Origin of the sequence: Actinospica acidithermotolerans (assembly GCF_018139625.1) — a bacterium.
In the GTDB taxonomy this organism is placed as follows: domain Bacteria; phylum Actinomycetota; class Actinomycetes; order Streptomycetales; family Catenulisporaceae; genus Actinospica; species Actinospica acidithermotolerans.
Genome location: NZ_JAGSOH010000040.1, coordinates 1 through 25,038, shown reverse-complemented (window position 1 = coordinate 25,038; position 25,038 = coordinate 1). Strand labels below are relative to the sequence as shown.

Here is a 25,038-nt window from a genome sequence, read left to right as displayed (position 1 = left end):
TGGAACCATGCTGAGCGGGGAAGAGATCGGCGTTCTCAGTACTCTGCTGCAGAACGTCGTGGGAGAACTCGTCGCGCACGTCCTGACGGTGCTCGGCGGCCGGGTGCGGCTCGACCGCGAGGCGAGGAAGCGGATCGCCGCCGAGGCCAAGGCCATCGGCGACCCCATGGCCGAGCGTCTGCTCGCGGACGGGATGCGCGAGCACCCCGAGATCCACCGGGACGACTGGGAAGCCGCGATGCTGCGGCTGCGCGAGGCGATCCACTCGGCGCGCGCCACGGAGACGAATCCGGTCCTGGCCGCCGCGATGCGCGCCGACCGTCTCGCCGCCCTGCTGGCCTCGCACAGCGCCGACGCCGCCGGCTCTGAGCCGGTCACCGTCGGGGCGCACTTCGCCTACGAATGGCTGATCAGCGCCGTGAGCCCGCTGATGATCGCGGAGTTCGAGCGCCGCTCCGACGCCGGAACCGAGGTGAACAAGGCGATCCTGCAGTTCGTCGTCGAGATCCGGCAGACGCTCGAGACGCTGATGCGCTCGCCGCGGCCCGAGCCGCCGATCGTGATCGTCAACCAGGTGCCGGTCCAACCGCATCCGGGCGTCCCGCCGCTGCCGGCCGAACTGCCGGTACCGCCCTTCGAGCCGCGCTACCTCGATCACGTGGCCCGCGGCTTCGGCCGATTCGAACTCTTCGGCGTCAACCGCGGCCGCGAGCCGAGCAGGCAGTCCTTCGACGACAGCTACATCAGTCTGACGGTCGCGCGTACGAGCGACCCCGACGCCGGTTCGCCCGCCAGCGAGGAGGAGCTCACCGGCGCGGGCGTGGCCGTGGCCACCGCGCTCTCCGGGCGCAAGCGGGTGGTGCTGCGCGGCAGCGCGGGCAGCGGCAAGACCACGCTGCTCAGCTGGCTCGCGGCCAACGGCGCGGCCGGCCGGCTCACCGGAGAATCAGGGCCCTGGGGCGAGGTCGTGCCGTACGTCGTCCGGCTGCGCGACTTCACGAACCGCCCGCTGCCCAAGGTCGAGGACCTGCCGGCCGTCACGGCCCCCGCGATCGACGGCGAGCGCCCCGGCACATGGGCCACCGGCACCTTCGCGACCGGCCGCGCGCTGCTGCTCGTGGACGGCGTCGACGAGCTCGCCGCCGAGCGCCGCGCCGAGGTGCAGACGTGGATCGAAGGGCTCGTCGACGCGTACCCCGAGGCCCGCTACGTCGTCACCGTGCGCCCTTTCGCCGTGCCGACGCGCTGGCTGGGACAGGCGCCGTACTCCTTCGACGGCTTCGACCTGCTCCCGTTGAGCGCCAAGGGGATCCGCGACTTCCTCCACTCCTGGCACGAGGCCGCGAAGCGGGACCAGGACGAGGCACGGCAGGAGTGGCTCGACCAGTGCCGGGTCGGCCTCGACGAGCTGATGCAGGGCCCGCGCCCCGAGCTGCGGCGGCTGGCCACCAGCCCGCTGCTGTGCGGCCTGCTGTGCGCGCTCTACCAGGACCGCGACATGGAGCTGCCGCGCGACCGCAAGAGCCTGCTGTCGGCGGCGCTCGACCTGCTGCTGTTCCGCTGGAACGAGCAGCACGGCCTGGGCGTCGAGGGCACCGGCGGCGCGCCGAGCCGCGAGGAGCAGACGATCCTGCTGCAGCGGTTCGCGTACTCGATGGTCAGGAACCAGGATCTCGTCGTCGACCGGGAGCAGGCCGCGCGGCGGATCGCGGCGGCGATGCGCGGAATGCGCAGCCACGGCGAGGACCCGGAGCGGGTGCTGCGCTACGTCCTGGAGCGCACCGGCCTGTTCCAGGAGCCGCGCTCGGGCCAGATCCAGTTCGTGCACCGCACCTTCCGCGACTACCTGGCGGCCAAGGAGATCGTCGAGGCCGGCGATCTCAGCTTCCTGCTGGATCAGGCGCACCTCGACCAGTGGCACGAGGTCGTCATCATGGCGGTCGCCCACGCGCGGCCCCGCGAGCGAGCGGCCCTGCTGCGCGACCTGCTGCGCGGAAACCAGGCCGCGCAGCACGACCGCCGCCTCGCCGACCGTCTGCACCTGCTCGCCGCCGCGAGCCTCGAGCAGGCCGACGTGCTCGACGACAACGAGATCCGCGCCACCGTCGAGCGCGCTGCCGCGAGGCTGATCCCGCCCTCCAGCTTCGAAGAGGCAGCGCTGCTCGCCAGGGCCGGCGAGTTCGTGCTCGAACTCCTCCCGGGCCCGGAGGGCCTCAGCGAGCAGCAGATGGCGCACGTGGTGCGCACCATCGCGACCATCGGCGGCGCCGCCTCGATCGACAAGATCCGCGCCTTCTCCCTCGTCGACAAGTCCATGGTGGTCGACGAGCTGCTGCGCGCCTGGCGCGAGTCCGACAACCCCGAGGACTACGCGCGCACCGTGCTCGCCGACATCGAGTTCGGCGACCGCGAGGTCAAGGTGCAGGGCTGGCACAAGGTCCTCCTGCTGCACCACCTCCGCGGCCTGCACCACCTCAACGTCCCGGGCGACCTGACCCCGCTCGGCCCCGTGGCCGAGATCCCGGACCTGACGCGGCTGAACCTGTTCCAGAACTACGCGCTCCGCGACGTCTCCCCGCTGCGCGAGTCGGCGTCGCTGCGGACCCTCCAGCTCTCCGGCTGCACCTTCCTCACCGACCTCTCGCCGCTGCGCGACACGGGGGTCACCGAACTGCACCTCTACCACATGGAACGCGCCGACCTGGCCTCGCTCTCCGGCAGCCGCATCACCATGCTCGTCCTGCGCGACGACCGCCTGGCCGCCGGCCTCGGCCCGATCCCGGCGGACCTGCCCCTCAGCCGTCTCCGCATCGACAACCTCCCCGACCGCCGCAACCTCCGCGGCATCGCCCGCCTGGCGCGGCTCACGAGCGTCGAGTGCGCCGGCATCCCCACCGCAGCCGAGATCGCCGAACTCCGCCGCCTCCCGAACCTCGCCGACCTGACCCTCCGTGCCCCAATGCCAGACGCGGCGCAGGTGGACGCCGTGCAGTCACAACTCCCGTCCGTCCGAGTGACCCGCCCGTAGCAGTCATATAAGGGCACAACTCCGCCAAGCTCCTGATTTCCCATCATTCCCCGCCATGCCGTCAGCCTCATTCGTAACGTGGCGACATGGACACGACCGAATCCCTCTCGCCCCTCACCCCGCGCGAAACCGAGATCCTCACCCTGGTCCGCGAAGGCCGCTCCAGCAAGGAGATGGCCCGCGACCTCGGCATCACCCGCTCCACGGTGCGCTGCCACGTCCAACGCGTGCTCACCAAGCTCGGCGTGGCCACCCGCCTGCAAGCCGCCGCCCAGGCGCCGCCGACTTCCCCGACCGCCGTGCCGCGCCCACGCCCGCTGCCTCCCCCGTCGGCACCGATATCCGCCCTGACTCCCCGCGAGACGCAGGTCCTGCGCTGCATCGCCGTCGGCATAGGGCGCGCCGAGATCGCGAAGCACCTCTTCATATCCCCGAACACCGCACGCACCCACGTCCAGCGCATCCTCGCGAAGCTCGACGTGCACTCCGCCATCGCCGCCATGGCCGCCGCACACAGAGCGGGAATCCCCGCCCAAAAGGGAGCATGATGGCATCGACAGATGGAGAAGCGACACGATCAGAAGGGGTACCCGATGACGATCGGCACCTTGCGCTCAGTAGTGCTCGACACCCCCGACATCCAGCGACTCGCCGCCTTCTACACCGCCCTCGGAGGGTGGACCCAGACGTACGCCGACGAGGATTGGATCACCCTGGAAACGGGCGACGGCTGGCGCATCGCCCTCCAACTCAGCCCCGACCATGTCCCACCGCGGTGGCCCGACCCCGACTACCCCCAGCAGGCCCACCTCGACATCCGCGTGCCCGACCTCGACGCGGCCGCCGAGAAAGCCCGCGAACTCGGCGCCGAGCTGCTCCGCAAGAACGAGACCTGGTACACCCTCGCCGACCCGTCCGGCCACCCCTTCGACCTCTGCCTGTTCCCGGCGAAGCCCGAGCCCACGCTCATGGGCGTGATGCTCGACTGCCCCGATGCCAAGGCCCTCAGCACCTTCTACTCGGAGCTGCTCGGCAAACCCATCACCTACGAAGGCGAAGGCATGGCGATGATCGGCGAGGACGGCGCGCAGCCCATCCTCTTCCAGCAGATCGCCGACTACCGCCGCCCCGCCTGGCCCGACCCCGCGCACCCCCAGCAGGTCCATTTCGACATCACCGTCGACGACGGGGACGCCGCCGAGGCCGCAGCCCTGAAGCTCGGCGCCATCGCCCTGCCCTACTCCGGTGAGAACTGGCGCGTCTACACCGACCCGGCGGGCAAGCCCTTCTGCCTCTGCTGGGATTAGCAACTGGCAGGCAGTCTTCCGTTGCCTCGGCGATCTGCGGGCCGGGAGAGCGAAGCGGCGCCCCTCGTCTTGTGGGCGAGGGGCGCCGCCTTTGTGCGCACCGTGTCAGTGTGCTGGGGGTTTGGTCTTAGTCGGTGCCGTGGTCAGTACCTCGGCCGGCGCCTCGTCAGTGCGAGGACTCCTTGACGGCCGGGGCGGTCTCGGTGGCTTCGGCGGAGATCGCCTTGTCGATGCTGGCCTGGCCGTGCTCGGCTGCGGCGCCGAGCTGGCTGTGGCCGAAGATCCAGCCGAGGTACTTGTTGGGGGCGCACAGGGCCGGGATCAAGGTGGCGGCCCTGGGGGAGCCGAGTCCCGAGGCCATGTCGTAGCCGCCGGTCGCCTGGTAGAGCTTGCCGGTGTAGCCGGACGGCGAGTAGGCGTTGCTGCCGGTGGTCTCGTCCTGGAAGTCCTTGGCGTAGGTCGCCGGGTTCTTGGCCAGGTCGTAGATCGTCGGGTTGATGAAGCCGGCGGGGCCGTCGATCGCGCAGCGGGTGGAGCTGTCGGCCAGGGCGGTGATGGCGGCCATGACGGGGGCGGCGAGGCTGGTGCCGCCGTCGACGAGGACGTCGTAGCCCTTGCTGTCGGCGTAGTACATCTGCGGGAAGCCGGAGCGCCAGTCGCCGAGCGTGGAGATGTCGGGGACCTGGCGGCAGGTGCTGCCGTTGGTGGCGCCGCAGGCGTTGCTGTAGCCCGCGCCGACGAAGCCGGCCTGGTAGTCGGCGCGGCCGCTCAGACTCTGCCAGATCGACACGCCGCCGCCGGTGGCGCCGCCCGCGTTGAAGGAGTCGTTCCACGGGACGACGGTCGGGTTGGTCTTCCCCTGCATGTAGGTGCCGCCGACGGCGGTGATCCACGGGCTGTTCGCCGGGTCGTCGACACTCACGGTCGCGTCCTGCCGGGTCGCGGAGTTGCAGCCCTCGGAGCCGTTGTCGTCCGACGAGGTGAAGAAGCTCTGGCCCTGCACGGCCGCGAGCTGCAGCGTGGAGGTCTGGCTGTTCTCCAGCGTCTTGTCGATCGCGCCCGCCTCGCAGCCGCCCCAGGACAGCGAGATGACGCTGGCGTTGTCGGCGGCGATGGGGGCGGCGAAGGTGTCGAGCCAGTCGGCGTCGGTGAACGAGGCGGTGATGTCCGGGCCCTCGTAGTCCAGGACTTCCGCCTTCGGGGCGATCGAGGCGATGGCCTCGATGTCCAGCGAGGCCTCTACGCCGATGCCGTTGGTCGCGGTCGGCTGGAGGGCGTTGCCGGCTGCGGTGGTGTTGTAGCTGACCTTGCTGTGCGAGCCGACGCAGCTGAGGTAGTCGCTGACGGCGGCGTGGTTCACGGCCTCCCACTCCTCGACGGCGACCGTGACCCCCTGGCCCCGGTCACCGGCGTTGAGCTGCTTGGCGTAGCCGTAGGCGCTGGCCATGGCGGTGGGCGAGTAGTACGTGCCGCCGTCCGTGCCGGTGTAGCCGTTCTTCTTCAGGTACGCGTCTATCGCGGTCGTGAACGCCGAGCACATCGCCGGGACGGCGCTCTTGCCCGAGCTCCTCGCGGACTGGCTGAGAGCGGCGGCCGAGGCCGAGGTGCCGCGGGTGCTCTTGCCCGTGGTGCGGATGTCGGTGTCCGGCGTCGCGAAGTCGTCGAGGCCGATGATGCCGCGCACGTCGCCCGCGACCGAGCCGTCGAGTTCCGGCACGGCGGTGGCGTTGAAGGCGGCCCGGCCGTCCGTCAGCCGGTAGCCCGCGAAGCCGATCTTGAAGGCCTGCTTGAGCTGGCCGATCGTGGCCGAGACCGGGATGTAGAAGTCGTCGTCGATCGCGGCGCCGGGCTTGAGGCCCGCGGCGGTGAGCGCGTTGCCGACCGCGTCGACGGTGGACTGCGAGGGGGCGAACAGCAGCCGGGTCTGCTGCTTGGTCAGATACTGCTTGTAGAACACCGAGTTCGGGTCGCTGACCAGCGTCGCGTACTCGGTGAGCTCGGCTGCGTTGCGCGGTTCGAGCGCGATGTCCACGTTGATCTTCGTGGAGTCGCTCGGCGCGGCGGCGGCCCTGGCGCCGGCGGGAACGGTCGCGATGGAGCCGACCGCGGTGGGAGTGTGCGAGACGGCGCTCGTGGCGGCGTCGGCCTGCGCGGTGCCCAGCACCGCGGCGAGGGCCAGCGCGGTGATCGGCGCCCCGTACCGGACTGCGCGCTTTCGCGCAGCTCCGGATATCCGGGGCCGTGGGTCGTGGGTGTTCCCCATTCGGTTTTTTCTCTCGATTCGCTAGCCCGTAGGGCCGCGCCCCAGGTCCCCCGGAGGCCTGCGGCCCGATGCCACGCGGCATCAGGGTCCTTGATAACGCAGGGAAGCTACCGGCGGGTAGGGGGTTTCCTCAGGTTTTCTTCATGGTTCCGCGGCTGTCGAAGAACCGTGATCCCCCCGAGATAAATCAGGGATTGAATATGCCCTATTGTCCGGATACGCCGGGTGCGGCGACCCGGTCCGGGCGGCTGTAGACGTTGGCGCGGCGGCCGCGCACGAAGCCGGCGAGCGTCAGGCCCGAGCTCTCGGCCAGCTCCACGGCGAGCGAGGAGGGGGCGGATACGGCGGCGAGCACCGGGATCCCGGCGGCGGCCGCCTTCTGAACGAGCTCGAAGGAGGCGCGCCCGCTCACCGCCAGCAGCATGCCGCGCAGCGGGAGCAGGCCCTCGCGCAGCGCCCAGCCGACCGTCTTGTCCACGGCGTTGTGCCGGCCGACGTCCTCCCTGATGCACAGCAGCGTGCCCGCCGCGTCGAACAGGCCGGCGGCGTGCAGGCCGCCGGTCGAGTCGAACAGCTTCTGCCGCTCGCGCAGCCGGTCCGGGAGGGAGTAGAGGACATCGGGCGTGACCCGCACCGGATCCTCGGCCACGGACCAGCAGGCGTTCGCGTGCACGGCGTCGATCGAGCTCTTGCCGCAGATCCCGCAGGAGCTGCTGGTGAACGTCGTCCGGTTGAGCGACCAGGTCGGGTCGGCGACGCCGGGGGCGAGGTCCACCTCGACGATGTTGTAGGGGTCGTGCTCGTGGCCGTCCTCGCCGTGCCGGTTGTCGGTGCAGTACCGCATCCGGGCCAGCTCCTCCCGGCCGCGCACCGCGCCCTCGCTCAGCAGGAAGCCCGCCACCAGGTCGAAGTCGTCCCCCGGAGTGCGCATGGTGACGGCCACCTGGCGTCCGCCGACCCGGATCTCCAGCGGCTCCTCGGCGGCCAGGCTGTCCCGCGCGCCGACCGCCGAGCCCCCGTCCAACCGCAGTACCGCCGTGCGCGCCGTCACCTTAGCCATGCCCCCAGCGTAGGCCGAAACGGCAAGACCCCCGAAACCTCGCGCGGAGGTTCGGGGGTCCCGAGCTCAAGACTGGCCGGAGCTTAGTTCACCTGAGACTGCAGAATGCAAGCGGTCGAGGAGGCTCAGAGCGCGCGGACGTGCTCGGCCTGCGGGCCCTTCGGGCCCTGGGTGACGTCGAACTCGACGCGCTGGTTCTCCTCGAGGGTGCGGTAACCCGAGGAGTCGATCGCCGAGAAGTGCACGAACACGTCGGCGCCGCCGTCGTCCAGGGAGATGAAGCCGTAGCCCTTCTCCGCGTTGAACCACTTGACCGTACCGGAAGCCATTTCTCTCCTTGGTAAAAAAACGAGGGGACGTCGAACGAATCGCACGTCAAGTGCGTTTCGGGTTGCCGTTTCGTGACCGTCCCGCCCGCTGGTGTTCCGCAAGGAGGGTGGCGCCGCAAACACAAAGGCCCGCGGCCGTACTCCCGCGGGCATTCAACGAAGCATTCAGGGAACTGCAGCTGCAACCACAGACACCCTAGCACGGCGGAGCGCTTTCGCAGCGTCACTCGCGCGAGTGATTCCGCCGCAGGTCCAAGGGCCGGAAAACCGGTGGAAATCAGGGGCGAAGTCGCCCTACGGTCGTTATCATGCCCTCCTCATCGCCCCTCGGGGGTCAGTTCGCGTCTCTGTGGAGATTACGCCGATATGTCCGGCCCTATCGGGCCAAGATGACCGTCATGCTCTTCGTCGCCCTCGGCTCCACCCTGATCGGGGTCGGCGTTCCCCTGCTCACCAGCTCGATCATCAACGGCCCGCTGGCCAGCGGCGACCGCGCCGCCCTGTGGCTGCTTGGCTGCTACGCGCTGCTGTTCGGCCTGGCCGAGGCGGTGCTGATCCTCACCCGCCGGCTCACGCTGGCCAGCAGCGTGCTCGGCATCGAGCGCGACCTGCGCGACGACCTGTACGAGCACCTGCAGCGGCTGGACGTGGGCTTCCACGACTCCTGGCAGTCCGGGCAGCTGGTCAGCCGGATGACCAGCGACATCTCGGCGATCCGCCGCTTCTTCGGCTTCGCGCTGATCTTCCTGGTGGTCAACGCGGTGACCTTCCTGTCCGTCGGGATCCTGCTGATCGTCATCGATCCGCTGCTCGGCGGGATCGTGGTGCTCTTCGGCATCCCGCTGAGCCTGATCGTCTTCCGCTACGAGAAGGTCTACCGGCGCAACATCCGCGCGGTGCAGGATCAGCAGGGCGAGGTGGCCACCGACATCGAGGAGTCCGCGCTCGGCATCCGGGCGATCAAGTCCTTCGGCCGCCGCGACCTGTTCTTCGCGCGGTACGACGCGAAGGCGGTCACGCTGCGCACGCTGCAGCTGCGCCAGATCCGCACCCTGGCGCAGATCTGGGCGCTGATCATCGCCCAGCCGCAGACGGTGCTGGCGCTGATCACGCTGTTCGGCGCCGCCGCGGTGGCCGCCGGGCGCCTGAGCCTGGGCACGCTGGTCGCCTTCGTCGCGCTCTACCAGATGCTGGTCTGGCCGATCGAGTCCTCCGGCTGGCTGCTCGCCGCCTCGCAGGAGGCCAACACGGCCGCCGAGCGCATCTTCGAGGTGCTCGACGTCGAGCCGGCCATTCGCGAGCCGGAGCTGACGAGGCAGCCGCGCGGCGCCGGGCGACTGGTGTTCGAGAACGTCGGCTTCGCCTACCCGGGCTCGGACGCCCCGCTGCTCACCGGCATCGACATCGCGCTCGAACCCGGCGAGACGGTCGCGATCGTCGGCCCGACCGGATGCGGGAAGACCACGTTGACCGCGCTGGTGCCGCGGCTCTACGACGTGACCGAGGGCCGGATCCTGATCGACGGCGTGGACGTGCGCGAACTCCCGCTGGCCGAGCTGCGCTCCCGCGTGGCCTGCGCCTTCGAGGACCCGACGCTGTTTTCCGCGAGCGTCCGGGAGAACCTGGTCCTGGGCCGTCCGGAGGCCGACGAGGCGCAGGTCGAGGAGGCGCTGCGGGTCGCGCAGGCGTCCTTCGCGGCGGATCTGCCCTGGGGGCTGGACACGAGGGTGGGCGAGCAGGGCATGTCGCTCTCCGGCGGTCAGCGCCAGCGGCTCGCGCTCGCCCGCGCGGTGCTCGGCCGGCCGTCGATGCTCGTGCTCGACGACCCGCTGTCCGCGCTGGACATCCACACCGAGGGCCTGGTCGAGCAGGCGCTGCGCTCCGTCCTCGCCGACACCACCGGCCTGGTTGTGGCGCACCGGCCCTCGACGGTCCTGCTGGCCGACCGGGTGGTCGTGCTCGGTCCCGCCGAGGGCGGCGGCACCACGGTCGTCGCACAGGGCACCCACCACGGGCTGCTCGAAACCGAGGCCGTCTACCGCGATCTGCTCTCCCAGGGCTCCGACCTGGCCGAACTCGCCGAGGAGGCCGTGCGATGACCACCACCGTCGACACCACCACCGACGGCACCGAGGACGAACTCAGGCAATCCCTCGACGACTGGCGCGGCGTCGCCGCCGAGGACAAGGACGAGCTCTCCTCGAGCGGCGGCATCTTCCTGCGCGCCCGCTCCCGGCGGCTGCTCGGCGAGCTGCTGCGCCCGCACAAGCGCGGCCTGCTGCTGGCCACGGTGCTGATCATCGTGGTCACCGCCTTCGAGATGTGCGCGCCCTACCTGGTCTCGATCGGCATCGACGACGGCATCCCGGCCGTCAGGCACGGGGACTGGACCACGATCGCGCTGGTCGCCGCGGGCATCGGCGGCTCGGCGCTGGTCGGCTCGCTGCTCCGGCTGAAGTTCCTCACGCTGGCCGGCCGGATCGGCCAGGACATGCTGCTTGAGCTGCGCCGCCGGGTGTTCAACCAGTTCCAGCGGCTGCCGATCGCCTTCCACGAGAAGTACACCTCGGGCCGGGTGATCTCCCGCCTGACCAACGACCTGGACGCGCTCAACGACCTGATCAACAGCAGCCTGGACGGCCTCGTCAGCGCCCTGCTGAACGTCGTGGTGATCGGCACGCTGCTGGCCGTTCTCGACCCGATGCTCTCCATCATCGTGCTGGTCTGCCTGCCCGCGCTGTTCGGCCTGATGGCCTGGTACACCAAGGGCTCGCGGATCGCCTACCGGCTGCAGCGGGAGACCGTGGCCGCGGTGATCGTGCAGTTCGTCGAGACGCTGAACGGCATCCGCGCGGTGCAGTCCTTCCGCCGCGAGAAGCGCAACCGGGACATCTTCAGCAAGCTCAACCAGGACAACGTGAACGCCAACGCCAAGGCGATGATGATGTTCGGCTGGTTCATGCCGGGCATCGTCGCGGTCGGCGGCGTGGCGACGGCCGCGGTCCTGGTCTTCGGCGGCTTCCAGGTCATGGACCACACGCTGCAGATCGGCGTGCTGACCGCGTACATCCTCTACCTGCGCAAGTTCTTCGACCCGATGCAGGACCTCGCGGTCTTCTACACCTCGTACCAGTCCGCGACGGCCGCGCTGGAGAAGCTGTCCGGCGTCCTCGAGGAGGAGCCCGCGGTGCCGGAGCCGGCCGAGCCGAAGCGGCCGGCCGAGCCGGTGCGCGGCGGCGTGCGCTTCGCGGACGTGCGGTTCGCCTATCCGAAGCGGGACAAGGACGAGGCCGCGCGGGTGATCCTGCCGGACCTCGACCTGGACATCCCGGCCGGGCAGACGGTGGCGCTGGTCGGGGCGACCGGGGCGGGCAAGAGCACGCTCGCGCGGCTGATGTGCCGCTTCTACGACCCGACCGCGGGCGCGGTGCGGCTCGACGACGTGGACCTGCGGGATCTGAGCGACCGCGACCTGCGCCGCTCGGTGATCATGGTGACCCAGGAGAACTTCCTGTTCACCGGCTCCGTCGCGGACAACATCCGCTTCGGCAAGCCGGACGCCACCGACGAGGAGGTCGAGCGGGCGGCCCGGGCCATCGGCGCGCACGAGTTCATCGAGAAGCTGCCGCAGGGCTACGCGACGGACGTGAAGAAGCGCGGCGGGCGGCTGTCCGCGGGCCAGCGCCAGCTCGTCGCCTTCGCCCGCGCGTTCCTGGCCGATCCCGCGGTGCTGATCCTGGACGAGGCGACCAGCTCGCTGGACGTGCCGAGCGAGCGGCTCGTGCAGCGCGCGCTGCGCACCATCCTGGCCGATCGCACGGCCCTGATCATCGCGCACCGGCTGTCCACGGTGGAGATCGCGGACCGGGTGCTGGTCATGGAGGCGGGCCGGATCGTCGAGGACGGCGCCCCGGACGCGCTCATCGCGGACGCGCAGGAGGGGGGCGGCGACGCGCCGTCCCGCTTCGCCGCCCTGCACGAGGCCTGGCGCGAGTCGCTGGTCTGACGATCGCCGCGTGAGCGCGCTTCAGCCCCGCCGGCCCAAGGCCGGCGGGGCTGAAGCGTCACCACGCTGGCAATCCGTGCACTCAGCCGACGGGCGTGAGCGTGAAGCTCTGAGCGGTGTCACCGCTGGTGCAGGTCCACTGCTGGAGCTGCGTTCCGTTCGTGGTGGAGCGGTTGGTCACGTCCAGGCACTCCGTCCCGCTGTTGCGCGCGGTGAAGGTGTAGGTGCCGTTGGACTGCAGGGTGGGTTTCCACTGCTGGTTGGTCCCGCCGCCGTACGACCACAGCTGGATCGGCGTCCCGTCGGACGTCGCTCCGGCGCCGCCGGTCACGTCCCAGGCCTCTGATGTCGAATTGCGGGTGACCACCTTGTAGTAGCCGCTGTCCGTCGGCTGGAACTGCCACTCCTGGTTGACGTTGCCGCTGCCGCAGTCCCACTGCTGCACCGCGGTCCCGTTCGCCGTCGAGCCGCCGGTGTCGTCGACGCACTTGCCGCTGTTGGTGTTGACCACCTGGTACCACGCCGACGAGCTGATGCCGTTGCCGCCCGAACCGAGCGCGGGCCACGTGAAGGTGGCCACGGCCTTCGCGGGCAGCGTGTAGGCGAAGGACTGGCCGTTCTCCTCGACGTTGAACGTGTGCGAGTTCGCGGTGTCCGAGTTCAGCACGATCAGCGCGTTCGAGCCGTCGGTGTTCTTGAAGGCGACGTCCTCGATGTTGCCGGAGCCGAAGGTGTTCGAGGCGATGCGCGTGGCGCCGGGCTTCACGAACTTGCTGGCCTGGCCCAGAACGTAGTACTCCGCGTTGTACGACGCCGTGCCCGCGGAGTTGTCCACGGTCACCGCGGCGGTGCACGTCGTACAGTTCATGCTCGGGCCGCCGCTGGGATCCAGCGCCATGTTCCAGGTGACGACGGACTTGGCCCAGTTGCGGGTGGCGCCGATGATCAGGTTCTCGGTCTGCCAGTCGAGGGAGTCCGAGAAGGTGTTCGCGGGGTTCGAGGACTGACTGCCGGAGCACTCCGTGAAGTACGTGTCCTTGCCCGGGTACGCGTCGTGCACGGTGGTCTGCGCGCTCGGGTCGCCGGAGTAGCAGTGCCAGGCCGTGCCCGCGGTGTACGGGCCGGAGTCGCCGCTGCCGACGATGGTCTCGGGGAAGCTGGTGTCGTTCCAGTTGTGGTCGTAGCCGAGGATCTTCGTCGACAGGCCGGAGCTCGCCAGCGCCGGCCCGAGGTAGTCGGCGATGAACGACTCCTCCTGCGCGGCCGTGAACGTGGAGCCCGGGTAGTTCGACGGCGAGTACTCCGGCTCGTTCTGCGCCGTCATCAGCGAGATCGGCACCCCGGCGGCCTGGTAGGCCTGCGCGAACTTCACCAGGTAGTTGGCGAATGCCTGGTAGTCGGCGGTCTGCAGCGTGCCGCCGATCATCGAGCCGCCGGTCTTCATCCAGCCGGGCGCGCTCCACGGCGTGGCCATCACCGTGATCTGCGGGTTGAGCGAGAGCGCCTGCTTCAGGATGGGCAGGATGTAGGACTGGTCGTGCGCGATGGAGAAGTCCGCCAGGTTCGGGTCGGTCTGGCCCGAGGGCAGGTCGTCGTAGCTGAACAGCGAGGTCGAGAAGTCCGACGCGCCGATCGGCTGCCGCAGGAAGCTGAGACCGATGCCGTTGGCGGGGTCGAACAGCTTCGTCATGATGGCGTTGCGCTGCGGCGAGTTGTAGACCAGCCAGGCCGAGGAGTCGGTGAACGAGGCGCCGAAGCCGGTCATCGTCTGGTACGTGGTGGTCGGGTCGACGGTGATGGTCTGGCTCGCCGAGCCGCTTCCGGCGGCGAAGGCGGCGCCGGCCAGCGGGGCGAGCAGCCGGCTGCCGTCGGCGGTGGTCTCCCAGACGGAGACCGCGGTCGCGGCGGAGGCCTGCGTCGCGGTGGACGCGATCAGTCCTCCGGCGACGAGGGCGACCGTCGCGGCGGCCGCGAGGAATCTGCTGCGAGGGGGCATCATCGTCCCTTCTGATGCGGGTGGGTGCGGCGGGGTGCGGGCGGATGAAACAACCTGAAACAAAGCTGAGAAAGTTTCCGGCGCCCGTAGGAAAGCACCCGCCGGTACCGCCGTCAATGGTCTAGGCCATTTCCGGAACCGGCTCAGGCCGCCCTAATAATGCGGATCAAAGGGACATAAGCGTGCCCGGTGATGTCGAAATCGGTCCCGAAGTCCTACGATCTGCCCATGACCCGGGTATTGCTGGCAGAGGACGACACCGCGATCGCCGACCCGCTGGCGCGCGCGCTGCGGCGCGAGGGCTACGAGGTGCAGGTGCGCGGCGACGGGCCCACGGCCCTGGAGCACGCCCTGTCGGGGGCGGTGGACCTGCTGGTCCTCGACCTCGGGCTGCCCGGGATGGACGGCCTGGAGGTGTGCCGCAGGCTGCGCTCCGAGGGGCACGGCTTCCCGGTGCTCGTGCTCACCGCGCGGGCCGACGAGGTGGACACCGTCGTGGGCCTGGACGCCGGCGCGGACGACTACGTGACCAAGCCCTTCCGGCTGGCCGAGCTGCTGGCCCGGGTACGGGCCCTGCTGCGCCGCGGCGCCCCCGAGTCCGCGAGCACCGCGCGCGGCGTGCGGATCGACGTGGAGTCGCACCGCGCCTACCTCGGCGACGAGGAGCTCAACCTCACCGCCAAGGAGTTCGACCTGCTGCGCGTGCTGGTCCGGGACGCCGGCCGGGTGATCACCCGCGAGCAGCTGATGCGCGAGGTCTGGGACACCACCTGGTGGTCCTCGACGAAGACGCTGGACATGCACATCTCCTGGCTGCGCAAGAAGCTCGGCGACGACGCGGGCAACCCGCGCTTCATCTCGACCGTGCGCGGCGTCGGCTTCCGTTTCGAGCGCAGCTGACGCGTACGCGAAGGCTGAGAGTCCAGGGAGCGGCGTGCGCGGCAGGCTGATGCGGTCCATGGTGTCCGCGGTGTTCGTGGTGACCATACTCCTCGGCGTCCCCTTCGCCTTCCTGGACGCGAAGTTCGTCACGCGGTCCGCGCAGGACGCGCTGGACCAGGAGGTCCAGCGGATCGGCATCCTGACGGACGTTCAGCTGGCGAACCATCAGTTCGACACGCGCACGCTGACCGCCGACCTGTCCTCGGGGCGTGCCGCGCAGATCACCTTCCCGGCCGGCTCCGCGCACGCCTCGGCGCACCTCGGCCCGGAGATAACCGACCAGCCGCGGGCGAGCGAGGTCTACCAGGGCAAGTCCGGCGAGCGGGTGGTCGTCAGCGAGTCCTGGGCGCCGATCGCCGGCCGGATCCGGCTGCAGATGCTGCTGCTGGTGGCCGCCGCGCTGGCCGCGTTCGCCGCCGCCGCGGGCGTCGCCTACCTCCAGGCCCGCCGCATCTCCCGCCCCTTCGGCGAGCTCGCCAGCACCGCGGAGCGGCTCGGCGCCGGCGACCAGCGGCCGCGGCACCGGCGCTACGGCATCGCCGAGCTGGACCGGATCGCCGAGGTCATCGACCACTCCTCGGACCGCGTCTCCCGGATCATGGCGAAGGAGCGGCGCCTGGCCGCCGACGCCTCGCACCAGCTGCGCACCCCGCTGACCGCGCTCTCGATGCGCCTCGAGGAGATCATCGAGGCGGGCGACATGGAGACGGTCAAGGAGGAGGCGGCGATCGCGCTCACCCAGGTCGAGCGGCTGACCGACGTCGTGCAGCGGCTGCTCACCGACTCCGGCGAGGCCCGCGCCGACTCCGCCGGCGCGCCGACCGACATCGACCTCATCATCCGCCAGCAGATCTTCGAGTGGCGCCCCGCGTTCCGCAGCGCCCGCCGGCTGATCCGGGTGGACGGCGGCCGCGGCCTGCTCGCGGCGGCCACCCCCGGCTCCTTCGCCCAGGTGCTCGCCACGCTGCTGGAGAACTCCCTCATGCACGGCGCTGGCCCGGTCACCATCCGCACCCGCACCGCGGGCGGCTCGGTGGTGATCGAGGTCTCCGACGAGGGCCCGGGCGTGCCCCCCGAGCTCGGCGCCCGCGTCTTCGAGCGGGCCGTCTCCGGCCGCGCCTCCACCGGCCTCGGCCTGACCGTGGCCAGGGAGCTCGCCGAGGCCGACGGCGGCCGGCTGGAGCTGCTCCAGCAGCGTCCGCCGGTCTTCGCGCTGTTCCTGCCCCGGTTCAACTGAGCGAGCGCGCGGCCCGCGCTGACGCTCTACGGGATCGCGCCTGAAAACCCACCGAAGCGGGCCTGAAGACCCCACCCGAAACCAAAGCGACCCCCGCACCGGAGGGTGCGGGGGCCTGATGCTGAACGAACCGGAGTGTCGGGAATCCCTAGAAGCGGCTGGCCTTCGAGAGCAGGGCGCCGGAGCCGGACTTGGGGGCCTCGGACTCGAGCGCGGAGGTCGGCAGCGGCTCGCTGTACTGGAACTCGTCCGCGGCCAGGGCCGGCTCCGCCTTCGGGAAGATGAAGGTGCGGTAGCACAGGAAGCGGAACGCCATGCCGATGCCGATGGCCAGGATGAACTTCGAGAAGAAGATCTCCAGGTGGCTGTGCATGCCCATCACGTAGTAGGTGAGGGCGGTGATGCCGGTCTGGATCGCGATCGCGACGCCGTTGATGGCCGCGAACAGGACCATCTCGCGGGTGCCGCCGGACTCGCGCTCCTGGTAGGTCCAGTAGCGGTTGCCCAGGTACGCGACCGCGGTGGCGACGATGTTCGCCACGATGTACGCCGTGAGCTCGTCGTTCTTCTGGAAGTACAGGTACGCGTAGTTGACCAGGACGGTGACGATGTAGGAGAGACCGCCGACGATGCCGAACTTGGCGACCTCGCGGACAAGGTGTTCGACTCTGCCGTATACAGCGCTGACCAGTGCCACCGTGGGTTACCTGCCTGACATTCCGGGAGCGGTTCGTGATACGAGCCTAGCGGCTCCTCCTAGAGCACCCGCCGCAGCGCGACGGGTCGTAGCAGACCTGTGACGGAGCCTTTTCCGTCCGGTGGGCCGCTCGCACGGCCCGCCGGGAGCGGCGGGCGGGCCTCCTCGCCCAGTATCGAATTGAAGCACACGGGGATGAAAACGGCCCGGGAAACGGCTTCGGTTAGGCTTGACGCCCGTGAACCCGGATCACCCCCCTCTCGGACCCTCGGCCCCGCGGGTCGGCGTCATCGGCGCCGGTCAGCTGGCCCGGATGATGCAGCCCGCCGCCATCGCGCTCGGCCTGCGGCTGCGCGTGCTCTCCGCCGACCCGCAGGACTGCGCCAACCAGGTGATCCCGGACGTGGCCACCGGCCATCCGAGCGACCTGGAGGCCGTGCTCGAGTTCGCCCGCGGCTGCGACGTCGTGACCTTCGAGCACGAACACGTGCCCGCCGACGTCCTCGACGCGCTGGTCGCCACCGGCATCCCCGTTCGCCCCGGTCCCGGCGCGCTGCTGTACGCGCAGGACAAGGCCGAGATGCGGGCCAGGCTGAGCGAGCTGGGCCTGCCCTGCCCCGAGTGGACCCCGGTGGCGTCCGCGGCGGACGCCGCCGCCCTGGCCGAGTCCACCGGCTGGCCGATCGTCCTCAAGGCCACCCGCGGCGGCTACGACGGCCGCGGCGTGTGGGTGGTCGACGACCTTGCGGCGGCCGAGCGGGTGATCGACGAGGCCGCCGGGCGCGGCGTGAAGCTGCTGGCCGAGGCCGCGGTCCCCTTCGTGCGCGAGCTGTCCGCGCAGGTCGCACGGTCCCCGCACGGCCAGGCCGTGGCGTACCCCGTGGTCGAGACGGTGCAGAAGGAGGGCATCTGCCGGGAGGTCTACGCCCCGGCGCCCGGCATCGAGGAGGCGCACGCGCTCGAGGCCCAGCGGATCGCGCTGACCATCGCCAAGGAACTCGACGTGACCGGCATGCTCGCCGTCGAACTGTTCCAGACCGCCGACGGCAGGCTCTGGATCAACGAGCTCGCGATGCGCCCGCACAACTCCGGCCACTGGACCATCGACGGCGCCGTGACCAGCCAGTTCGAGAACCACCTGCGCGCGGTCCTGGACCTGCCCCTCGGATCCCCGGCACCGCACGCGCCGCTCGCCGTGATGGCGAACGTGATCGGCCTCGACCTGCCGGACCTCTACCCCGCGTACCTGCACTGCCTGGCCCGCGACCCCGGGCTGAAGATCCACACCTACGGCAAGGCCGTCAAGCCCGGCCGCAAGATCGGGCACGTCACCGTGCTCGGCGAGGATTTCGAGGACTGCGCCGAGCGCGCCCGCCACGCGGCGGCCTACCTGAGAGGCGAGATCGATGAGTGAGGCTTCGGTGATCCGGGCGGACGGGCGAGACCGATGACCGTACCCATGGAAGGCGGGCCGGGCCCCCTGGTCGGGATCGTGATGGGCTCCGACTCCGACTGGCCCACCATGCGCGCCGCGGCGGAGGCCCTGGACGAGTTCGGCATCGCGTACGAGGCGGACGTCGTCTCCGCGCACCGGATGCCGAAGGAGATGATCGAGTACGGCGAGCGCGCCGCCGAGCGGGGCCTGAAGGTGATCATCGCCGGCGCCGGCGGGGCCGCCCACCTGCCCGGCATGCTCGCCGCGGTCACCCCGCTGCCGGTCATCGGCGTTCCGGTGCCGCTGAAGTACCTGGACGGCATGGACTCCCTCCTGTCCATCGCCCAGATGCCCGCCGGCGTCCCGGTGGCCACCATGGCCGTGGGCGGCGCCCGCAACGCGGGTCTGTTCGCCGCCCGCATCCTCGCAACCCAGGACCGTGACCTGCTGGCCGCGATGAGCGAGTTCCAGACCCGGCTGGGCGCCCTCGCGAAGGCCAAGGGCGCGGCGCTGCGGGCGTCGCTGCAGGCTTAGGCGGCCGTAGGCGGGTCCTTCGGAGGCAGGGCTGACCGCGCGCGATCGGCGGTCGGCCCGGCCTCCGTCACTGACGCTCCGCTGCGGCCGATTCCCTTAGCTGAGTGTCCCCGCGACCACAGGGTGGACCTCGAAGTCGGCGCAGATGCCCTGGGTGCCCGTCGTCTGGGACCCGAGGCCCGTCGTGGTCTTGGTGTTCGGCGGGGTGGCCTCGAGCGTGCCCGTGCCGTTGGCGGCGCAGGTCTCGCCGTTGTCGATGACCCACTCGATGTTGGCGGACGCGACGGCGCCTGGTTTCAGGGTGACGAGCGGAGCACTGGTGAGCTGGCGCTCGTCGCCGGCATAGCCGTTGAGAGTGCGGGTCGCGTTCAGCAGGACGGTCGAGCCGCTCACGATTGCGGCGCCGGGATAGCCCTGCAGGGTGCACGTTTGCGAGCTGGTGTTGGTGAAGATCAGCGCTTCGACACGGTGGCCCATGGCCGCGCCCTCGCGTCCCAGGGTGGTCTTGATCTGGGAGCCGGTGCAGGCGGCCGTGCCGCCCGCCGCAGCCTGCGTCGTGGCCGATCCGGTGTTCGAGTTGCCGGCCGTCGAGGACGCGCCGGCCCCGCCTCCCGTCGATGCCGACGCCGTCGAGGTGCCGGAGGACGCGGCGCCGGTCTGCGTGCCGCCGTTGCCGGCGGCACTGGAGGCGGAGCTCGTGCCCGTCGCGGCCGTCGATGAGCCGGTGCACGCGGCTGTGCCTCCGAGCACGGCTGCTGCCAGCGTCGCTATGGCGATCTTCCTGCTGAGTTCCATGAATGCGACAGCCTCCCCAGTTGTCTTGACTCTCTCATGAAGAGACGACCGGGGAGGCTGTCGGTTGAGCCGTTGAGCGGATCGGTACCGCTCGCCGTCACACTGTGCGCGGTTGGTCCGGCGCCGCTACACCGCGCTCGGACGGCCCAGGGCGCGGTAGGTGAAGCCGGCGGCGCGCCACAGGTCGGAGTCGAGGGCGTTGCGGCCGTCGAGGACGCGGCGCTCGGCGACGACCTCGCCGACGGCGTTCGGGTCGAGCTCGCGGAACTCGCGCCACTCGGTCAGGTGCAGGATCAGGTTCGCGCCGCGGGCGGCCTCGAGGGCGCTGTCGGCGTAGTTGAGGGTCGGGAAGTTCTTGGCCGCGGTGTCGTTCGCCTTCGGGTCGTAGACCGTGACCTGCGCACCCTGCAGCAGGATGGAGGCGGCGACGTTCAGGGCGGGTGAGTCGCGGACGTCGTCGGTGTCCGGCTTGAACGCGGCGCCCCAGACGGCGATGCGCTTGCCGAGGAAGGAGCCGTCGCACTGCTCGCGGGCGAGGTCGACGGTGCGGGCGCGGCGGCGCATGTTGATCGCGTCGACCTCCTTGAGGAACGCGAGCGCCTGGTCGGCGCCGAGCTCCCCGGCGCGGGCCATGAACGCGCGGATGTCCTTGGGCAGGCAGCCGCCGCCGAAGCCGAGGCCGGGCACCAGGAATCGCCCGCCGATGCGCGGGTCGAAGGAGAGCGCCTTGGACAGCAGCATCACGTCGGCGCCGGCGGCCTCGCAGACCTCGGCCATCGCGTTGATGAAGGAGATCTTCGTGGACAGGAACGCGTTGGCCGCCGCCTTCACCAGCTCGGAGGTGGCCAGGTCGGTCACCAGCAGCGGGATGCCGGTGTCCGTCAGCGGCTTGTACACGTCGCGCAGCGCGGCCTCGGACTCCTCGTCCTGGACGCCGATCACGAGGCGGTCGGGCCGCAGGGTGTCCTCGATCGCGTAGCCCTCGCGCAGGAACTCCGGGTTCCACGCCAGGCGCATCTCGTCGCCCGCGGGGGACAGGGCGCGCAGCCGGCTGGTGAGCCGGGCGGCGGTGCCGGCCGGGACCGTGGACTTGCCGATGATCAGGGTGGGCACGTCCAGCAGCGGCGCCAGGCCGTCGATCACCGAGTCGATGTACGCGGTGTCGGCCGCGTACTCGCCCTTGCGCTGCGGCGTGTTCACGCAGACGAAGTGGACCGTGTTCGCGCGGTCGTCACCGCCGAAGGCCGCGACGTCGGCGTACGAGTTCGTGAAGGTCAGACGGCCCGAGGCGACCTGCTCGGACAGCAGTTCGTCGAAGCCGGGCTCGAAGAACGGCGGGCGTCCGGCCGCGAGCGCGGCGATCTTCTCGGCGTCCACGTCCATCCCCAGCACCTCGTATCCCAACGAGGCCAGGGAGGCGGCGTGCACCGCGCCGAGATACCCCGTGCCGATCACCGTGATGCGCTTCACCGCTGCCCAACCCTTCTCCACCGAATGCAACCGTGCACCAATGTAACGATGCAGTATGAAGCTTGTCAGGGGGTGTTCTGCAACCTTGCAGCGGGGCCGTCCGGGGCACGCCTCTTCAGTTTTCGCTACCGATGAGTAACATGGGCCTCGTGACCCAGGAATTCGACCTCTACGCCGTCCGGGAAGAGCACGAGCTGCTGCGCGAGTCCGTGCGGGCCCTCGTCGAGAGCAAGATCGCGCCGTACGCCGCGGCCGTCGACCACGACGCCCGGTACCCGCAGGAGGCGCACGACGCCCTGCACGCCGCCGACATGGCCGCGATCCACATCCCGGAGGAGTACGGCGGCGCGGGGGCCGACGCGCTCGCGACCTGCATCGTCATCGAGGAGGTGGCCCGCGCCTGCGTGTCCTCGTCGCTGATCCCGGCGGTGAACAAGCTGGGCACGATGCCGGTGATCCTCGCCGGCTCGGAGGAGCTCAAGCGCAGGTACCTCACCCCCGTGGCGCGCGGCGAGGGGATGTTCTCGTACGCGCTCTCCGAGCCGGAGGCCGGCTCCGACGCGGGCGGCATGACGACGCGCGCGGTGCCGGACGGTGACGGCTGGCGCCTCAACGGCGTCAAGCGCTGGATCACCAACGCGGGCGTCTCGGACTACTACACGGTGATGGCCGTCACAGAGCCGGGCATCGGCACCCGCGGCATCTCGGCGTTCGTGGTCGAGAAGGCGGACGAGGGCGTGTCCTTCGGCGCCCCGGAGAAGAAGCTCGGCATCAAGGGGTCGCCGACCCGCGAGGTCTACTTCGACAACGTCTGGATCCCGGGCGACCGGATCATCGGCGAGCCCGGCACCGGATTCAAGACCGCCATGCGCACGCTGGACCACACCCGCGTGACCATCGCGGCGCAGGCCGTCGGCGTGGCCCAGGGCGCGCTCGACTACGCGACGCAGTACGTGAAGGAGCGCCGGCAGTTCGGCAAGCCGATCGCCGAGCTGCAGGGCGTGCAGTTCATGCTCGCCGACATGGGCATGAAGCTCACCGCCGCGCGCCAGCTCACCTACACCGCCGCCGCCAAGTCCGAGCGCAACGACGCGGACCTGACCTACTTCGGCGCCGCAGCGAAGTGCTTCGCCTCGGACGCCGCGATGGAGATCACCACCGACGCGGTCCAGCTGCTCGGCGGCTACGGCTACACGCAGGACTACCCGCTCGAGCGGATGATGCGCGACGCCAAGATCACCCAGATCTACGAGGGCACCAACCAGGTGCAGCGGGTCGTCATGGCCCGGCAGCTGCTGAAGGGCTGAGCCGGGCGGCGTAATGCGCGAAGTCGTTCGCGGCCGTGGGGCCGTGACCAGTGGTGCGGCGGGAGCCGAGGCGAGTGCGGAGGTACTTGCGCTGGTCACGGCCCCATAACGTTTTCTTCCGCTCGCCGCACGGGGGCGGCCGTTCGGCGCGTCGCCCCCTTTGCATTCTGTATGAGTTCGCTTAGATTTTCGGTGTAATGACTCGCTCCATTACGGTAATACGCTTTGCCCGCGTTTCGGCGCGGGCCGATTCCCAATGGAGTGGATCATGGCGTCGTCTTCGCTCAACGCACCGGGCGCGAAGCCCGGTGGTATCGCCCTTAAGCGTGAGATCGGGTTCATCGGCCTGACCTGGGCATCGGTGGGCTCGATCATCGGATCCGGCTGGTTGTTCGGTGCGTTGTACGCGGCTCAGGCCGCGGGTACCGCCGCACTGGTGTCCTGGGGAATCGGCGCGGCGGCGATCATCATCCTCGCCCTCGTGCACGCCGAGCTCGGGGGCACGTATCCGGTCGCGGGCGGCACGGGCCGGTTCCCGCACTACGCGTACGGCTCGGTGGCCGGCGCGTCCTTCGGCTGGTTCTCCTACCTGCAGGCCGTGGCCGTCGCGCCGATCGAGGTCTACGCGACGATCAAGTACGCGTCCGTGCACCTCGGCTGGCTGCAGAAGGACAACGGCACGCTGACCTGGCAGGGCCTGCTGGTCGCCATCGGCCTGATGGCCCTGTTCACGATCATCAACTTCCTGGGCGTGCGGTGGCTGGCGCACACCAACTCGGCCGCGACCTGGTGGAAGGTCTTCGTGCCGGTCCTGGTGATCGTCGTGCTGGCCTCCACGCACTGGAACAGCTCGAACTTCGGCGCCGGCGGCTTCGCCCCGAGCGGCTCGGAGGGCGTGCTCTCGGCCGTGTCCACCAGCGGGATCATGTTCGCCCTGCTCGGCTTCGAGCAGGCCGACCAGCTCGCCGGCGAGGCCCGGCATCCGCAGAAGGACATCCCGCGCGCCGTCATCGGCTCGATCCTGATCGGCGCCGCGATCTACATCATGCTGCAGGTCGTGTTCATCGCCGCGCTGCCGGCCTCGTCGTTCGCGCACGGCTGGGCGAACCTGTCCTTCAAGGGCGACGCGGGCCCGTTCGCCGGACTGGCCACGCTGCTCGGCCTGGGCTGGCTGAGCACGATCCTGTACATCGACGCGATCGTCTCCCCGTCCGGCACCGGCCTGATCTACACGACGGCCTCCTCGCGGGTGTCCTACGGCCTGTCCCGCAACGGCTACGTGCCGCAGCTGTTCGAGAAGACGAACGCGCGGCGCGTGCCGTGGTTCGGCCTGCTTGTGGCCTTCGTGATCGGCTGCATCGCGTTCCTGCCGTTCCCGACGTGGAAGTCGCTGGTCGGGTTCGTCACCTCGGCGAGCGTCCTGATGTACGCGGGAGCGCCGCTGGCCTTCGGCGCGCTGCGCAAGCAGGACGGCTCCCGCTACCGGCCGTTCAAGCTGGGCGCGGGCGACTTCTGGTCGCCGCTCGCCTTCGTCGTCTCCGGCCTGATCATCTACTGGTCCGGCTGGGACACGCTGCAGAAGCTCGCGTACGCGATCCTGATCGGCTACGGGCTGATCGGCCTGAACTTCGTGTTCAAGCTGAACCCGCACCTGCCGCACCTGGACTGGCGTTCCGCGCAGTGGCTGCCGGTCTACCTGATCGGCATCGGCCTGCTCTCCTGGCAGGGCCGCTACTGCTCGGGCGGCCCCGCCTCGACGACCGTCTGCGGCGCGACCAACGCCGATCCGCAGTGGGTGGACCTGGTGCTTGTGGCTGCGTTCAGCCTGGTCATCTACTACTGGGCGCTGGCGGTCCGGCTGCCCGACTCCGAGGCGCACGAGTACATCGGAGACGTCAACGCGCAGATCGGCGCGACCGCGGAGACCGCTCCCGAGGACATCAGCGGGCTGGAGCACCCCACCTCGGCGGCCGGTCCGTCGAGTTAGCCGCGTCGACGAGGCCTGGCCGGCGGCCGCTCAGTCGGCCGCCGGCGGGGCGAAGTGGACGTCCTTGATCCGTCGCGCGCGCGGGTTCACCAGAACCTCGATCTCCATTCCGACCTGCAAGCGTCCGTACAGGGCCCGATTGGCCTTGAGGCGGACGCTTGCCGGTGCCCGGCCCACGTCCAGGACGCAGTAGTAGTACGTCGTCTCCGACTCGCCGCTGCTGTGCTTGACCGTCCACAGCTTCGCGACCCGGCCGCGGACGACGGCGCGCTTGGGCAGGTTCCGGCGCCGCAGGCTGTTCGCGCCCGCGCCGACCAGCAGCGCGAGCGGGAGGGCGCCGAACACGGCGAACGGCAGCACGCCGGACGACGTGCCCTCCTGCTTGGAGACGATCAGTCCGCCGATGCTCAGCGCGGCGAAGAAGATCAACAGCACGGCCGACGGAGCGCCGGTCCGCACCGCGTACGTCTCCTTCGACTCGATGTTCAGCGGATGCCACTCGCCGCCGTACTCCGACCAGATCTGGTGCTTGGGCAGCGGCTGGGTCTGGTTCGGCAGCACCTTGACGGGGCCGGCCGGGGTCGGATCCGGCGGCTGTGCCGCGGCGACCCGCGGTGCCTGAGCCGGCGCGGGCGGGGGCGCGGG

General features: G+C 70.4%; 19 protein-coding genes. 11 read left to right on the top strand and 8 right to left on the bottom strand.

Annotated features, from left to right (window positions below; translation table 11 throughout):
• Positions 1 to 7: 7 nt before the first annotated feature.
• From KDK95_RS15405 to KDK95_RS15395, 3 genes are all read left to right on the top strand, one after another.
• Positions 8 to 3,028 (top strand): NACHT domain-containing protein, encoded by a 3,021-nt coding sequence (locus KDK95_RS15405; RefSeq protein WP_212518847.1) that lies wholly within the window; start codon positions 8 to 10, stop codon positions 3,026 to 3,028.
• A gap of 86 nt (positions 3,029 to 3,114) precedes the next feature.
• Entirely contained in the window at positions 3,115 to 3,576 is a 462-nt protein-coding gene (locus KDK95_RS15400; RefSeq protein WP_249161338.1) for a helix-turn-helix domain-containing protein, read from the top strand.
• A gap of 45 nt (positions 3,577 to 3,621) precedes the next feature.
• Positions 3,622 to 4,335 carry a VOC family protein gene (locus KDK95_RS15395; RefSeq protein WP_212518846.1) on the top strand — a complete coding sequence of 238 codons (714 nt, stop codon included), beginning with the start codon at positions 3,622 to 3,624 and terminating at the stop codon, positions 4,333 to 4,335.
• A gap of 166 nt (positions 4,336 to 4,501) precedes the next feature.
• On the opposite strand, the gene KDK95_RS15390 is transcribed toward KDK95_RS15395, so the two are convergent.
• The 3 genes from KDK95_RS15390 to KDK95_RS15380 all read right to left on the bottom strand — a co-directional run bounded on the left by KDK95_RS15390 (position 4,502) and on the right by KDK95_RS15380 (position 7,987).
• Positions 4,502 to 6,598: a S53 family peptidase gene (locus tag KDK95_RS15390; RefSeq protein ID WP_212518845.1), complete on the bottom strand. Its 2,097-nt coding sequence runs from the start codon at positions 6,596 to 6,598 to the stop codon at positions 4,502 to 4,504.
• A 205-nt stretch (positions 6,599 to 6,803) separates the two neighbouring features.
• The gene (gene fdhD, locus KDK95_RS15385; protein ID WP_212518844.1) at positions 6,804 to 7,658 is read right to left on the bottom strand and encodes a formate dehydrogenase accessory sulfurtransferase FdhD; all 855 of its coding nucleotides are present in this window, start codon (positions 7,656 to 7,658) and stop codon (positions 6,804 to 6,806) included.
• Between the two features lie 125 nt (positions 7,659 to 7,783).
• Positions 7,784 to 7,987, bottom strand: coding sequence for a cold-shock protein (locus KDK95_RS15380; RefSeq protein ID WP_212518843.1), 204 nt, complete (start codon positions 7,985 to 7,987; stop codon positions 7,784 to 7,786).
• Between the two features lie 308 nt (positions 7,988 to 8,295).
• Between KDK95_RS15380 and KDK95_RS15375 the strand changes: the two genes are divergently transcribed.
• Together KDK95_RS15375 and KDK95_RS15370 are read left to right on the top strand one after the other, a co-directional pair.
• Positions 8,296 to 10,086, top strand: coding sequence for an ABC transporter ATP-binding protein (locus tag KDK95_RS15375; protein ID WP_212518842.1), 1,791 nt, complete (start codon positions 8,296 to 8,298; stop codon positions 10,084 to 10,086).
• Positions 10,083 to 11,993 carry an ABC transporter ATP-binding protein gene (locus KDK95_RS15370; RefSeq protein ID WP_212518841.1) on the top strand — a complete coding sequence of 637 codons (1,911 nt, stop codon included), beginning with the start codon at positions 10,083 to 10,085 and terminating at the stop codon, positions 11,991 to 11,993. Before KDK95_RS15375 ends, KDK95_RS15370 begins: the two co-directional genes overlap by 4 nt.
• An 82-nt stretch (positions 11,994 to 12,075) precedes the next feature.
• Here the strand turns inward: KDK95_RS15370 and KDK95_RS15365 are convergent, their stop codons facing one another.
• Positions 12,076 to 13,992 carry an RICIN domain-containing protein gene (locus KDK95_RS15365; protein WP_212518840.1) on the bottom strand — a complete coding sequence of 639 codons (1,917 nt, stop codon included), beginning with the start codon at positions 13,990 to 13,992 and terminating at the stop codon, positions 12,076 to 12,078.
• A 225-nt stretch (positions 13,993 to 14,217) separates the two neighbouring features.
• Between KDK95_RS15365 and KDK95_RS15360 the strand changes: the two genes are divergently transcribed.
• Positions 14,218 to 14,889 (top strand): response regulator transcription factor, encoded by a 672-nt coding sequence (locus tag KDK95_RS15360; RefSeq protein ID WP_212518839.1) that lies wholly within the window; start codon positions 14,218 to 14,220, stop codon positions 14,887 to 14,889.
• 34 nt (positions 14,890 to 14,923) lie between these two features.
• Positions 14,924 to 16,168, top strand: coding sequence for a sensor histidine kinase (locus KDK95_RS15355; protein WP_307844369.1), 1,245 nt, complete (start codon positions 14,924 to 14,926; stop codon positions 16,166 to 16,168).
• A gap of 148 nt (positions 16,169 to 16,316) precedes the next feature.
• On the opposite strand, the gene KDK95_RS15350 is transcribed toward KDK95_RS15355, so the two are convergent.
• A complete protein-coding gene (locus KDK95_RS15350) occupies positions 16,317 to 16,865 on the bottom strand; it encodes a GtrA family protein (RefSeq protein ID WP_212518838.1) in 549 nt (182 codons plus the stop codon).
• 238 nt (positions 16,866 to 17,103) lie between these two features.
• Between KDK95_RS15350 and KDK95_RS15345 the strand changes: the two genes are divergently transcribed.
• Together KDK95_RS15345 and purE are read left to right on the top strand one after the other, a co-directional pair.
• On the top strand, positions 17,104 to 18,279 hold the full coding sequence (locus KDK95_RS15345; protein WP_307844367.1) for a 5-(carboxyamino)imidazole ribonucleotide synthase: 1,176 nt from the start codon (positions 17,104 to 17,106) through the stop codon (positions 18,277 to 18,279).
• Positions 18,280 to 18,312: 33 nt separating this feature from the next.
• On the top strand, positions 18,313 to 18,834 hold the full coding sequence (gene purE / locus KDK95_RS15340; RefSeq protein WP_249161334.1) for a 5-(carboxyamino)imidazole ribonucleotide mutase: 522 nt from the start codon (positions 18,313 to 18,315) through the stop codon (positions 18,832 to 18,834).
• A gap of 96 nt (positions 18,835 to 18,930) precedes the next feature.
• Here purE and KDK95_RS15335 read toward each other — a convergent pair whose 3' ends face one another.
• The gene (locus KDK95_RS15335) at positions 18,931 to 19,629 is read right to left on the bottom strand and encodes a DUF4232 domain-containing protein (RefSeq protein ID WP_212518837.1); all 699 of its coding nucleotides are present in this window, start codon (positions 19,627 to 19,629) and stop codon (positions 18,931 to 18,933) included.
• 126 nt (positions 19,630 to 19,755) lie between these two features.
• The gene (locus tag KDK95_RS15330) at positions 19,756 to 21,099 is read right to left on the bottom strand and encodes a UDP-glucose dehydrogenase family protein (protein WP_212518836.1); all 1,344 of its coding nucleotides are present in this window, start codon (positions 21,097 to 21,099) and stop codon (positions 19,756 to 19,758) included.
• Positions 21,100 to 21,239: 140 nt separating this feature from the next.
• Here KDK95_RS15330 and KDK95_RS15325 point away from each other — a divergent pair, with 140 nt between their 5' ends.
• Together KDK95_RS15325 and KDK95_RS15320 are read left to right on the top strand one after the other, a co-directional pair.
• On the top strand, positions 21,240 to 22,406 hold the full coding sequence (locus KDK95_RS15325; RefSeq protein WP_212518835.1) for an acyl-CoA dehydrogenase family protein: 1,167 nt from the start codon (positions 21,240 to 21,242) through the stop codon (positions 22,404 to 22,406).
• A gap of 268 nt (positions 22,407 to 22,674) precedes the next feature.
• Positions 22,675 to 24,393, top strand: a complete 1,719-nt coding sequence (locus KDK95_RS15320) for an APC family permease (protein WP_212518834.1) — start codon at positions 22,675 to 22,677, stop codon at positions 24,391 to 24,393.
• Positions 24,394 to 24,423: 30 nt separating this feature from the next.
• Here the strand turns inward: KDK95_RS15320 and KDK95_RS15315 are convergent.
• The coding region (locus KDK95_RS15315) for a hypothetical protein (protein WP_212518833.1) at positions 24,424 to 25,038 on the bottom strand (615 nt) is incomplete at its 5' end.